Source organism: Bacillus sp. FJAT-26390, assembly GCF_001682865.1.
Lineage (GTDB): Bacteria > Bacillota > Bacilli > Paenibacillales > Paenibacillaceae > Pristimantibacillus.
The window spans coordinates 1,201,143-1,213,664 of record NZ_MAQX01000001.1 but is presented as its reverse complement, the minus strand read 5'-3'; the positions used below and the strand labels follow the sequence as shown (position 1 = coordinate 1,213,664).

13 protein-coding genes are annotated in these 12,522 nt (G+C 48.2%); 11 read left to right on the top strand and 2 right to left on the bottom strand.

What is annotated here, in order from left to right; all coding sequences use genetic code 11:
• Window position 1: 1 nt before the first annotated feature.
• From lpdA to A7975_RS05745, 7 genes are all read left to right on the top strand, one after another.
• Window positions 2-1,417, top strand: a complete 1,416-nt coding sequence (gene lpdA / locus A7975_RS05775; protein ID WP_053376200.1) for a dihydrolipoyl dehydrogenase — start codon at window positions 2-4, stop codon at window positions 1,415-1,417.
• Window positions 1,418-1,529: 112 nt separating this feature from the next.
• Window positions 1,530-2,015 carry an acyl-CoA thioesterase gene (locus A7975_RS05770; RefSeq protein ID WP_053376199.1) on the top strand — a complete coding sequence of 162 codons (486 nt, stop codon included), beginning with the start codon at window positions 1,530-1,532 and terminating at the stop codon, window positions 2,013-2,015.
• Window positions 2,016-2,074: 59 nt separating this feature from the next.
• Window positions 2,075-3,031, top strand: a complete 957-nt coding sequence (locus A7975_RS05765; protein WP_065384459.1) for a thymidylate synthase — start codon at window positions 2,075-2,077, stop codon at window positions 3,029-3,031.
• Between the two features lie 39 nt (window positions 3,032-3,070).
• On the top strand, window positions 3,071-3,562 hold the full coding sequence (locus A7975_RS05760; RefSeq protein ID WP_065384458.1) for a dihydrofolate reductase: 492 nt from the start codon (window positions 3,071-3,073) through the stop codon (window positions 3,560-3,562).
• A 244-nt stretch (window positions 3,563-3,806) separates the two neighbouring features.
• The gene (locus A7975_RS05755) at window positions 3,807-5,294 is read left to right on the top strand and encodes a glutamate synthase subunit beta (protein WP_053376196.1); all 1,488 of its coding nucleotides are present in this window, start codon (window positions 3,807-3,809) and stop codon (window positions 5,292-5,294) included.
• Window positions 5,295-5,517: 223 nt separating this feature from the next.
• Window positions 5,518-6,657, top strand: a complete 1,140-nt coding sequence (locus tag A7975_RS05750; protein WP_065384457.1) for a hypothetical protein — start codon at window positions 5,518-5,520, stop codon at window positions 6,655-6,657.
• Between the two features lie 206 nt (window positions 6,658-6,863).
• Window positions 6,864-9,104, top strand: a complete 2,241-nt coding sequence (locus A7975_RS05745; protein WP_065384456.1) for a type IA DNA topoisomerase — start codon at window positions 6,864-6,866, stop codon at window positions 9,102-9,104.
• A 74-nt stretch (window positions 9,105-9,178) separates the two neighbouring features.
• On the opposite strand, the gene A7975_RS05740 is transcribed toward A7975_RS05745, so the two are convergent.
• Complete coding sequence (locus tag A7975_RS05740) at window positions 9,179-9,913, bottom strand: HAD family hydrolase (protein ID WP_053376193.1); 735 nt, start codon at window positions 9,911-9,913, stop codon at window positions 9,179-9,181.
• 144 nt (window positions 9,914-10,057) lie between these two features.
• Here A7975_RS05740 and A7975_RS34005 point away from each other — a divergent pair, with 144 nt between their 5' ends.
• Window positions 10,058-10,195 (top strand): hypothetical protein, encoded by a 138-nt coding sequence (locus A7975_RS34005; protein ID WP_176707670.1) that lies wholly within the window; start codon window positions 10,058-10,060, stop codon window positions 10,193-10,195.
• Window positions 10,196-10,264: 69 nt separating this feature from the next.
• Here A7975_RS34005 and A7975_RS05735 read toward each other — a convergent pair whose 3' ends face one another.
• Window positions 10,265-10,489 carry a hypothetical protein gene (locus A7975_RS05735; protein ID WP_065384455.1) on the bottom strand — a complete coding sequence of 75 codons (225 nt, stop codon included), beginning with the start codon at window positions 10,487-10,489 and terminating at the stop codon, window positions 10,265-10,267.
• Window positions 10,490-10,647: 158 nt separating this feature from the next.
• Between A7975_RS05735 and A7975_RS05730 the strand changes: the two genes are divergently transcribed.
• Genes A7975_RS05730 through A7975_RS05720 form a run of 3 tightly spaced genes read left to right on the top strand, consistent with a single transcriptional unit; the run spans window position 10,648 to window position 12,509 of the window.
• Window positions 10,648-11,373 (top strand): phosphonate ABC transporter ATP-binding protein, encoded by a 726-nt coding sequence (locus tag A7975_RS05730; RefSeq protein ID WP_065384454.1) that lies wholly within the window; start codon window positions 10,648-10,650, stop codon window positions 11,371-11,373.
• Window positions 11,370-11,867 (top strand): GNAT family N-acetyltransferase, encoded by a 498-nt coding sequence (locus tag A7975_RS05725; RefSeq protein WP_065384453.1) that lies wholly within the window; start codon window positions 11,370-11,372, stop codon window positions 11,865-11,867. The genes A7975_RS05730 and A7975_RS05725 overlap by 4 nt, the downstream gene beginning before the upstream one ends.
• 30 nt (window positions 11,868-11,897) lie before the next feature.
• Window positions 11,898-12,509, top strand: a complete 612-nt coding sequence (locus A7975_RS05720; protein WP_053376189.1) for a DUF3298 and DUF4163 domain-containing protein — start codon at window positions 11,898-11,900, stop codon at window positions 12,507-12,509.
• The last annotated feature ends 13 nt before the right edge of the window (window positions 12,510-12,522 follow it).

The following is a 12,522-nucleotide window of genomic DNA, read 5'->3' as shown; positions in this document are numbered from 1 at the left end:
CATGGTCGTAGGTGATGCTTCCCTTGATATTGACACTCTAGTTATTGGTGCGGGCCCAGGCGGTTATGTAGCAGCGATTCGTGCTGCTCAGCTTGGCCAAAACGTACTCATCGTGGATAAAGAATATGTAGGCGGCGTATGCTTGAACGTGGGTTGTATTCCATCCAAAGCACTTATTTCCGCATCGCATCAATATGAATCAATCAGCCACGCTTCCGCTTTCGGTATCGAAGTTGGCGAAGCGAAGGTTGACTTCACTAAGGTACAAGAGTTTAAAGCAGGTATCGTCAAAAAATTGACAGGCGGCGTTGCTTCCCTATTGAAAGCAAACAAAGTCCAATATTTCCAAGGCGAAGTCATGTTCATTAACGAAAACGAAGCACGCGTATTCAACGATCAAGAAGCGCCGCGCTACCGTTTCAAAAACTGTATTATCGCTACTGGCTCACGTCCAATCGAGCTTAAAGCATTCCCTTACGGCGGCCGCATCGTATCATCGACAGGCGCTTTGTCCTTGCCAGAAATTCCGAAGAGCCTCGTAGTAATCGGCGGCGGCTACATCGGTATCGAGCTTGGTCAAATGTACTCGAAATTCGGTACAAAAGTAACGGTAATCGAAGGCTCCGACGCTATCTTGCCGGGCTTTGACAAAGATATGTCATCCATCGTTGCTAAGAAACTAAAAAGCACGAACGTTGATATCATTACTGGCGCACAAGCAAAAGGCGCTGAGCAAACGGATAAAGACGTAACGGTAACTTATACTGTTGGCGACAAAGAAGAAAAAGTAACAGCTGATTACTTGCTTGTAACGGTTGGACGTCGTCCAAATACCGATGGCGAGCTTGGCCTTGACCTTATCAATGTGAAGCTGTCCGATCGCGGACTAGTTGAAGTTGATGAGCAATGCCGTACGAACATCCCTCACATCTATGCGATTGGCGATATCATTGCTGGACCTGCGCTTGCGCACAAAGCGATGTATGAAGGCCGTGTTGCTGCAGAAGCAATCTCGGGTCAATCAAGCGTTATCGACTATAAATGTGTTCCGGCAGTATGCTTCTCCGATCCGGAATGCGCAAGCGTTGGTCTCAGCGAGAAGGAAGCAAAAGACAAAGGCCATAATGTGAAAGTCGGCAAATTCCCGTTCGCGATCAATGGACGTGCAATGTCGCTTAACGCAAACGAAGGTTTTGTTAAACTTGTATCCGACGCAGATTCCGGTCTTTTGCTCGGTGCGCAAATTATTGGCCTTGAGGCTTCCAACATGATCGCTGAGCTTGCTCTAGCAATCGAAATGGGTGCAACGCTTGAGGACATCGCGCTTACGATTCACGCGCATCCTACGCTTGGAGAGATCGTGCTTGATGCAGCTGAAGTTGCACTAGGTCACCCGATCCACACGTTCATCAAATAAATCGCACTAAATTTATCGTTTAGCGCTACTAGAGGTCACGCGGCTTACCAGCCGGCGGGGCCTCTTTGCGCATCAAGAGCTACCAAACGACAATTAGGGGGCATACGCGAACATGGAACAAACGACGAAGCCGGCAAGCGAATCAAGAACGATAATGACGCAGCTTATTTTTCCTCTGGATACGAACCATTACGATACGATGTTTGGCGGCAAGCTGATGGAGTACATGGATAAGGTTGCTGCAATAGCAGCCATGCGGCATGCGCGCATGCAGGCTGTAACCGCATCGACGGACAGCCTTGATTTTGTAGCGCCGATTCGGGTAGGGGAAGTCATTGAGGTTGAAGCGTTCGTGTCGTGGACGAACCGGAGTTCCATGGAGGTTTACGTGTCCGTGCACTCGGAAAATTTGTTCACCGCCGTTCGCAAAACGACCGTTACCGCTTTTTTTACATTCGTTGCGCTTGACGAAAACGGCAAACCAGCGGTCGTTCCTACCGTCATTCCGGAGACGGAAGAAGAGAAGCGGCTTCATGCATCGGCGCCGGAGCGGCATGCCCTCAGAAAGAAACGAAAGCAGGACAGACAACGCGGATAATGATATAATAAATTGTTATTTTTCTGATTTATGTTTCATGATTGGGGGGCGATAGCAATATGAGCAACAGTGAGAACACCTATTTGCAATTGTTAAAATACGTTCTAGAGAACGGCAGCAAAAAAGAGGACCGTACCGGTACGGGCACGATTTCCACCTTTGGTTATCAAATGCGCTTTGATCTTAGCGAAGGTTTTCCTTTGCTTACGACCAAACGCGTGCCGTTTCGGCTAATTGCCAGCGAGCTAATTTGGTTTATACAAGGGGATACGAACATCCGTTATCTTCTTCAGCACAATAATAATATTTGGAATGAATGGGCGTTCAAAAGATGGATCGAGAGCGCGTCATATGACGGTCCTGACATGACGAATTTTGGCCTTCGGTCTCAAACGGATGCTGAATTCGCTAAAGCTTATGACGAGCAGATGAATCTTTTTAAGCAACGGATTTTGGCTGATGATTCATTTGCGGCGGAATTTGGCGAGCTCGGCAACGTGTACGGCAAGCAGTGGCGGGATTGGAAGACGACACAAGGCAGCACGATCGATCAGCTTAAGGACGTAGTTGAAACGATCAAAAAAAATCCGGACTCCAGAAGGCTGATCGTCTCCGCGTGGAATCCGGAGGATGTGCCAAGCATGGCGCTGCCTCCGTGCCACACCATGTTCCAGTTCTATGTGACTAACGGCAAGCTGTCCTGCCAGCTTTACCAGCGGAGCGCTGATATTTTTCTTGGCATTCCGTTTAATATCGCAAGCTATGCGTTATTAACCCACATGATTGCGCATGAATGCGGGCTTGAGGCAGGCGATTTCATCCATACGCTTGGCGATGCCCATATTTATACGAATCATATGGAGCAAATCGACATACAGCTCAGCCGCGAGCCTAAGGCGCTGCCTAAGCTGAAGCTAAATGCTGACAAAAAATCGATTTTCGATTTTGCAGTAGAGGATCTGACCATTGAAAATTATGAGCCGCATCCGACAATAAAAGCTCCGGTAGCTGTGTAGCGGATTTAAGCTGATCGATAGAGAGAGGGGTTAACCGCTATGACAATTACGTTAATTGCTGCAATGGACCGCAATCGTACCATTGGGATTGGGAATAAGCTGCCATGGCGCTTGCCAGCGGAAATGGCATTTTTCAAAAAGATGACGTTAGGCAAGACGGTTTTGATGGGGCGCAAGACGTTTGAGTCGCTCCCTAAGCCGCTTGTTGACCGCCGGAATGTCGTATTGACGCGGCAGCATGATTTTCAGCCTGAGGGCTGTGAAATCGTCCATTCGGTTGAGGAAGCGCTTGAGCTATGCAAAAACGATGAGCTGATGGTTATCGGCGGCGCAGATATTTATGCACAAATGCTGCCCTTTGCGGATACGATATTACTTACGGAAGTAGATACGGCCGTTGAAGGCGGCGATGCGTTCTTTCCGGCGTTCTCTGATTCGCAGTGGCAAATCGTGGAAGCCGAGAGCAGGGAGAGCGATGAAAAGAATCGTTATGCTTTTACGTTTCAAACGTTCAAACGACGTGAAAAATAGCTTTTTACGCTAGAAACGAACAATTGACGTACGATATGTCATAAAGTGCAAATGATTGTACGGATAATCCATTAACGACATAAGGCCTTGAATGCTAGGATGTTTAAAAATAGCAAACGAGCGCTTTAGACAAAATATTCGTTTTTGAGAAAGTTTGATATTGAATATTTGATGGATTCCCGATATAGTTTGAAAGAGAATCGTAAAGTGGTTAACGGGAAATATGGATGGAGGAAATGCGATCATGTCTACACCTACTGGTTTTATGGAATATCAGCGCGAATTGCCGGCCGATCGCGACCCGCTAGAGCGCATCAAAGACTGGCAAGAGTTTCATAAGCATTTTTCGGATGAGCAGTTAAAGACGCAAGGAGCTCGCTGCATGGATTGTGGTACGCCATACTGCCATACAGGTATAGAACTTGCAGGCTCTGTTTCGGGTTGTCCGGTCAACAATCTCATTCCGGAGTGGAATAACTTGATCTATCGCGGGTTGTGGCGTGAAGCGCTTGACCGTCTGCATAAAACAAATAACTTCCCTGAGTTTACAGGCCGGGTTTGTCCAGCGCCTTGCGAGGGATCTTGCACCGTTGGCCTAATCGGCGATGCGGTTACGATTAAAACGATCGAACAAGCTATTATTGACCGCGGCTTTGACGAAGGCTGGGTTGTTCCGCAGCCGCCTAAAGTGCGTACTGGCAAAAAAATTGCAGTTGTAGGCTCAGGACCGGCCGGCATGGCTACCGCAGCTCAGCTTAACAAAGCAGGGCACACGGTAACGGTATATGAGCGCGCTGACCGCATTGGCGGCTTGCTCACTTACGGCATTCCAACCATGAAGCTTGAAAAACACGTCGTTCAGCGCCGCGTTGACTTGATGGCAGCAGAGGGCGTTGAATTTGTAGTCAATACGGAAATCGGCAAAGACATTACAGCGAATGAGCTTGTTGAGAACTTTGACGCAGTTGTGCTATGCGGCGGTTCGACTAGAGCGCGCGACGTTGAAATGGAAGGCCGCGATTTGAACGGCGTTCACATGGCGATGGATTACCTGAATGGCACAATCAAAAGCTATTTGGATTCCAACCTTGAGGACGGCAAATATATCTCCGCAAAAGACAAGGACGTTATCGTAATTGGCGGCGGCGATACAGGTACGGACTGCGTAGCAACAGCGCTTCGCCACGGCTGCAAATCGGTTACGCAATTCGGTACGCATGCCAAAGCTCCGCTAGTGCGCGACAGCCAAAACAATCCTTGGCCGCAATTCCCGAACGTGTACACGCTTGATTACGCACAAGAGGAAGCAAAAGCGCTATTTGGCGAAGATCCTCGGGCATTCTCCGTACTGACGAAGAAATTTGTCGGCGACGGCAACGGAAACCTGAAAGAGCTTCATACGGTACAAATTGAGCGTACAGTGGATGAAACTGGACGTAAAATATATAGCGAAATTCCAGGAACAGAAAAAGTTTGGCCAGCGGATCTTGTATTCATCGCAGTAGGCTTTGAAGGTCCTGAAACAACGTTGATCGAGCAGCTTGGTCTTGCACAAGACCGCCGCACGAACGTGAAAGCAGCATACGGCAAATACACGACAAATGTTGATAAAGTATTCGCAGCTGGCGATATGCGTCGTGGCCAAAGCTTGGTTGTATGGGCAATTAACGAAGGCCGCGAAGCAGCCCGTGAAGTAGATAAATATTTGATGGGTTCGTCGATGCTTCCTTAATCAACGTAAATAAACAAGCAAAGCTTAATAGGATGGAAGAGAAGCGCCCTCGGGCGCTTTTCTTGTTGTGGAAAGCATTGCCGATTTAGAGTATTAGAGCTGAGTCAATTACTGCTTTTATTATGCAGCAGCAAATTCAAGACGAAATCCAAAAACTAAGCACACCATCATAAGGAAAGTTGTGGTAAAATCGGTTTGAGATGACGCGAAGGGGCGATTCGTCATGCCAGCCGATGAAGCATACGTTCTGTCTCAGGCAGACGTTCGGAACATTCGAAACTACGTTCAGCATAAGTATGCCGCGATGCCGCAAGATAAGCGTGCGGAAATCGTGGCGGATGCGGTCAAACGGATCATACATAAGCAATTGCCGAATTTCGAGAGCAGCATTAAGCGATCCATTACGGAGACATTGATTCGAACAGCCGTTTTGGAGCGGCAGAGGCCGGTGCGGGCAGATGATATTTTTCAAGCGTGTTTATTGCTCGACCGATCTGACGCACAGATTTATGAGCCTTTCCATGCTTGGGTAGAGACGCAGCTGAATGTAAGCTGTAAGAAGCCCGTCATGCAGCGTCTAATGGACGAGCTGTCCTCGAAGAGGGAGCGATCGGATATCTTAGCTATTGATGCTGAGAATGGCCTTCTGGCGCAGCTGAGAGCATTGTTATTGTCAGCAGGTGTCATGGTTCGTGCGGAATCGTCTACCCTGAGTGCCGCGGAGGTGATTGCGCTTCCTGTCACGAAGTGGAAAATGCCATTGTCCCGCTATTCAAAAGTTAGAGCGTACATCTATAGTGCTTTATGCATGCTGCTTATTGGAACTTCCCTTTTATACGGCTGGTCGCTCGGCAAGCCTTCCGAGCAAAAGCTTCAGCCGCCTGTCGTCGTGAAACCCGTTCAAAAGCTGGCGGTTCCCGAAGACGGATTGCCTATTGAGCTCCGCTACGACGAATTTGATCGCGCACGATTGGTTGAATTTTTGGAAAGCAATTCTTCTATTCTAGCTGAAAAGCCCTATTTTGATGCCATCATAAAAGCCGCTCAAAGCTTTGATATCCATCCAGCGTTGTTGTTTGCCATTACGGGCCAAGAACAGGGCTTTGTGCCAAAGACGAATAAGCTGCACAAGCAGATCGCTAACAATCCATTTAACGTATTCCACAGCTGGAAGGAATTTAATACGAATATCGGACAATCCTCAGAAATCGCGGCACGTACCGTATTTAATTTAAGCAAAGGCAGGCCAGCGGATGTGGACCCGTTCACTTGGATTAATCGAAAGTACGCGGAGGACCCTAATTGGTCGGACGGTGTCCGTACGATCTTCGGAAAGATCATGGCGTATCTGGATGAGCCATAAAACAATGAACCCAATTGGGACAAACGTCCTATTGGGTTTATTTTTTTATGAGTAACTTGTCGCTTCCATGACGAAAAAGGATTTCTTTTTGGACGAGAAGTCTGTAAAATGTTTAGAGGCAAGGCAGTGCGAAGCTAGTTCAAGCCATGTATGGGTGGCACAATCAGCTATGCTTGCGAAATGCTTAATGAAGGAGCGATTATCTTTTGAAGACATTAATCATTGCGGAAAAACCGGATATGGGCAGAAATATTGCAGCCGCAATCGATCCCAAAGCAAAAAATCACCGTTCCTACATAGAAGGCGAACATTACATTATTACGTGGGCAATCGGGCATTTGATCGGGCTTGCGGAGCCCGATGCTTACGACGATCGATATAAGAAATGGAACATTAACGATCTGCCGATCATTCCGTCGCAGTTCAAGCTGGTGCCAAACAAAAAAACGATAGACCAGCTGAAAGTAATCGGCGACCTAGCTAAGCGCAGCAATATGCTCGTCAATTCCTGCGATGCGGGGCGGGAAGGTCAATATATTTTCTCGCTTATTCAGCGGCATCTAAAGCTTAACCAGCCGGTAAAGCGGTTATGGATCTCGGATCTAACCCCGGAAACGATTCGTAAAGGGTTCGCGGAGCTGAAGGAAGGTGCCGAGTACGAGAACCTGACCCGTGCGGCAACCGCTAGAAGCGAGGCGGATTGGCTTATTGGGATGAATGGCTCGCGTGCTTTCACGACCAAGCATAATGTGCTGTTGTCGGTCGGCAGAGTACAGACGCCAGTACTTGCGCTTATTTACGACCGTCAGAAGCAGATCGAGGCGTTCTCGTCTTTAAAGTTTTTTGAGCTGGAAGGACATTTTTCGCAAAACGAAATGACCTACCGCGCCATGTGGCAGGCTGAGAGAATGACCGACCAAGCTAAAGTGGAAGCCGTCGCCGCGAAGGTAAAGGGCAAGCAGGGACGGATTGCATCCTATGAGGTTAAGGAAACGAAGGAGTATCCGTTTAAGCTATATGATCTTACGCTGCTTCAGCGCGAAGCGAACGGGAAATATGCTTTTTCAGCGAAAAAAACGTTGGATACGGCGCAAGCGCTCTATGAGAAGCATAAGGTCATCTCCTATCCAAGAACGAACTCGAACTATGTGACGGAGCAGAACATTCCCGAGATGCACAAAACGCTGAATGCGCTGCAAGGCACCAGTTACGATGAGCTTGTAAAGGGAGCCAACCGGAGCCTTGTCCACAAAGGGAACAAGTTTATTTGCAACCCAACAAAGGTTGAGGATCATCATGCCATCCTGCCGACGAACCGCAAAGCAAATGGCCTGAGCCCCGACGAGCAAAAGCTATATGATTTGATCGTTAGGCGATTTCTGTCCCAGTTCTATCCGCCTGCGGAGTATAAGGTGCACACCGTCTTGACCGAGGTTGAGAACGAGATGTTCAAAACAACGGTTAAAGAGCTTCTAAGCTTGGGCTGGAAGGTCATCTATGCGGATCAGAAGAAGGAGAAGGCAAAGACGACAGCCAAAGGCAAGGACAAGGAAGATGCCGAGGAAGAGGAAATTGAGGTAAACGAGCCTTTTTCGATCAATGCAGAAGAAGGTATTGTTTGTACGGATGCGGTTGTGAAAGAGAAGGATACGCAGCCTCCAAAGCATTATACGGAAGGAACGCTGCTCAAGGCGATGGAAAGCGCGGGCAAGCAGATCGAGGACGAGGACGTTCGGGATGCGATGAAGGACTCGGGTCTTGGCACGCCTGCCACGCGGGCAGCAACGATTGAACGGCTCAAAAATGTCGGCTATATCGATATGCAGGGCAAAAAAATTCAGGTTACGCAAAAGGGCCGAACCGCCATCGAACTTATCCGGGGTGCGGGAATCGATCTGCTTACCTCGCCTGAGATGACTGGCCTATGGGAGCGGCGCTTGAACGAAATATCGAGAGGGACGGCTTCTGACGGACAATTTATGGAAAATGTGAAAAAGTTTGCGACCATGATTGTCGACAAGGTGCGCGTCCAGTCCCGTGCCGCAAAAACATCGTTCGAGAGCGAAGCTCCTGCCTCCGGCAAAGGAGCATCCGGCAAGTCCCCGTCTGCACCTCGCAGCCGGGCAGCAAAACCGAAGGCTGCAGCACAGAAGAGCGCGGCTGCTCCGGGTACGCCTTCAGTGATCACGACGTGTCCACGCGTGGGCTGCGGCGGATCCATCTTTATGGGACGCAAAGGTTATGGCTGCTCCCATTACAAGGAAGGCTGCAAATTCGTTATTTGGAAGGAAAGCTTCGGCCGCAGTCTAACGGATTCACAGGTTAAGGCACTCGTTGAAAAAGGAAAAACGTCGAAGCTAAAGCTTGAACTGCAAGACGGCACGCCAGGGGAAGGCAGAATCGTGCTCAGAAATATAGATACGGGTGAGCTAGCGATTGAGCAGTGACGGCTAGCTCCCCAAAAAAATAGACTCGATTCCATCTCATACGAGACGGAATCGAGTCTATTTTGCTGCGTGCATCAGCGGTTCACGTAGCCATGGATGGCATCAGGCACGTCCTTTAGATGATCCAAGGTCAAGAAAGCACCCTTTGGCTCTACGTCGATTTGAATAATATTAAATTCCCACTCAGACACAGCGCGCATATGGATGGCATGGATGCCAGCAGTTAGTGCAGGCACTACATCTGTACGAATGGAATTGCCTACCATCCAAGTGATGTTGCGATCAAAGGTGCCCGTGGATAAAATGCTTTCCAGCGCATCGCTGTTTTTTAACCTGCGGATGTAGATGCGTGAGCCAAAGTAGCGCTCCAAATTCATTTTTTCGATCTTACGACGTTGAATGGGAAGCTCGCCGCCAGTATAAAGGTGAAGCTCATGACCAGATTCCGCAAGCGCGAATAACGTTTGCTCCATATTTGGATAAGGCTCGGTGTCATGCTCATACACGCTTAGTCCTAGCTTCCATAAAAAGTTTTCTTCACTTGTAGAGCGCTTACGACCCGTCAAGTGAGAGTAGTGAATGTAGGTGTCGACGAAGGATTGCGGAAAATGTTCGCTCTTAAAGCCAAACACGGCCACCGCTGCAATGTCGATCTCCATCTGCTTGTCTCTAATCGCTTGTGCTGTCACAAGCGGCGAGCTGCCGAACCATGTGGTCATGGCATCAACAAATTGATCGATAACGAGGTAAAAGTATTTATTACAGTGAATTAACGTATCGTCAAGGTCAAACATAATCTGTTGCTTCATATAAGAGATCTCCTTTGCGGAACTTGAAACTGTATGACCAATCTACCGCAATTGCAGGGGTTGAGTCAATGTGTGAAACACCAGATATGATTTTTTACATAGATATCCAATAAAAACGGCATAATGATAGTGGAGGTGATTAGATTGGTATTTAACAAAAACAGCAAAACAGATCATCGTCAAAATCATTCCAGCTCGCAAGGGCAAGCGGGCAAGCTTAAAACGGATAAATTCGCGAAGCGCCCGCCGAGCTTAAACGGCATTAACAAACAGCTTCCGTAGTCAGCGAAATAGGTGTAGCAACGTAAAAAGGAGAGCGTGATAGGGATCTGCTCTCCTCATACGGGATAGTTATGCATATTTAAGCTGCGAAGCTCTTAATTGATTCTTAATGAATGCGATGCGCCTGCGAACGTAGAAGTCCTTGCTGGCACCTTTCAAATCTTTGGGAGTGATCACCTCCTCTGCAACATTATCAATAATGATAAGCCGTCCATCAGCGTAAAACTTAAAGGTTAAGTCGCGTCCAGAGCGTTCATTCTCTACATAACGGAAATTTTCGCAGATGTTATTCATGGTGATCAGGCCTCCTTCAAATGGTTGAATTCGATGATCAGTAGAACGTTTGTTCTTGTTTTTATTATACCAAACATTTGTTCGTATGGAAACTGTTTTTTGTTTAACGTAAACTAGATTCATAGAGGCAGTTGCTGCAAACAGAAGGAGCGCGGAAAATGATCAGAATAAAGAACCTATCCAGACGTATTCCAGGTGGGCCGAAGGTGCTTGACGATATTAGCTTCGAGGCTTATCCAGGTGATTTTATTGCTATTAAGGGCGATAGCGGAAGCGGGAAGTCGACACTGCTTCGCTGCCTAGCTTTGCAAGAGAAGTGGAGCGAGGGAACCTATCAATTCGATGGCAAGGATATTTTCAAGCAGGGTATCTCCGGCAGGCTCAAAGTAAAGCAAGAGGTAGCCTACGTAGAGGAAAAACCGTTTTTGTTCCCCAATAAGACGGGACTGAAAAATGTCATTATCGGCTCTGTGACGCAAACGCCAGCTTGGCGCAGATGGACAGGCATGGTAAGAAATGACGATTATATGGGCGCTATGGATATGATCGAGAAGCGCGGGCTGCTGGAAAAAGCGCATCAGAAGGCAAGCACGCTGAGCGGCGGAGAGCGGCAGCGTATGGCGATCGCAAGAGCGCTGGTGCATGGCGCCAAAGTCATCGCGGCGGATGAGCCGGTATCCGGACTGGATCCCCATACGGCTGATCAGGTTTTAACGGATTTGAAAGCGCTATGCAAAGAGCAAGGCGTTATCGTCATCGCTGTCATGCATCAGGGAGATTGGGCTGAGCGGTTTGCGGATCGCATCCTCGGCTTGAAAAACGGCAAGCTCGTGCTCGACGTAAGCGGCAGAAGATTAACCGAGCGCGAGAAGGCGCTGCTGTGAGTGAAATTGTACTTCGTTTGATTAATGAAGATGAACTGGCAGCGGCCATTAAGCTCGAACAAAGCTGCTACACCGAAGAGGCGGCAGCAACGCTGGCGGGCTTTCAATATCGGTATGAGCATTACCGGCCGTATTTTTGGTCAGCCTGGATTGGCGATCAAATCGTCGGGATCACCAATGGCATACGTACAGCACAGAACGCATGCGGCGACGAGATGAAAGGCGCGCAGGATGATCTTCTGGAGGGAAGCAACTTTTGCGTGCTTACGGTTGCGGTAGATGAAGGACATCGCAAGAAGGGGATCGGCACCTTGCTGCTTCGCAGACTTATCCAGCAGTGCGAAGAGAGCGGAGTCGATACGATTATTTTGATGTGCGAGCAGCATCTGATAAGCTTCTACGAAGCTGAACGATTCGAGCTTCGGGGCGTGTCGTCTTCCACGCATGGCGGCATCGTATGGTATGAAATGAGCCGCGCGCTGCATATAATGTAGCATCTTACCGAATAGGAAGGTGTCTTCATCATGCCATTTCAAACACCGGTCGTCATACAAACGGCTAAGGCCAATTTTCCAAAAGCAGAACTGTCCCTACCTTATATAAGCGGTGGTAAAAGCGAAGCCGTGGATAAGAAGATAAACCATACGATCCATCAAGCCGTACAGCAGCTCGTACATAATCAGGGCTCGCTTGATGATCCGAGGGCCCAAATGCTGGGCTATTATGAGCAAAAGAACAATCAAAAGGATTATTTAAGCCTTTCATTGTTTAATTATGCTTTTACGGGTGGAGCGCATGGCTTAACGCTTCAGCAATCGTTGACCTTCAAGCAGTCGACGGGTCAAACCTATACGCTTGCGCAGCTTTTTAAGCCGGGAGCGGATTACGTAGGCAGAATAAGCACGATCGTAAGTGCCCAAATCAAAGCGCGAAAGATTGATACGCTCGAGCCGTTTAAGTCTATCCGGCCCGACCAAGATTATTATGTGGCGGATCGTTCGCTTGTTGTTTATTTCCAGCTTTATGAGCTGGCAGCGTATGTTTTTGGATTTTTATATTTTCCAATATCCGTTTATGAGCTTCAAGATATCATTAATGAGGATGGTCCGCTTGGACCTATGTTGGTCAATGATTAGCATGGTTAAAACC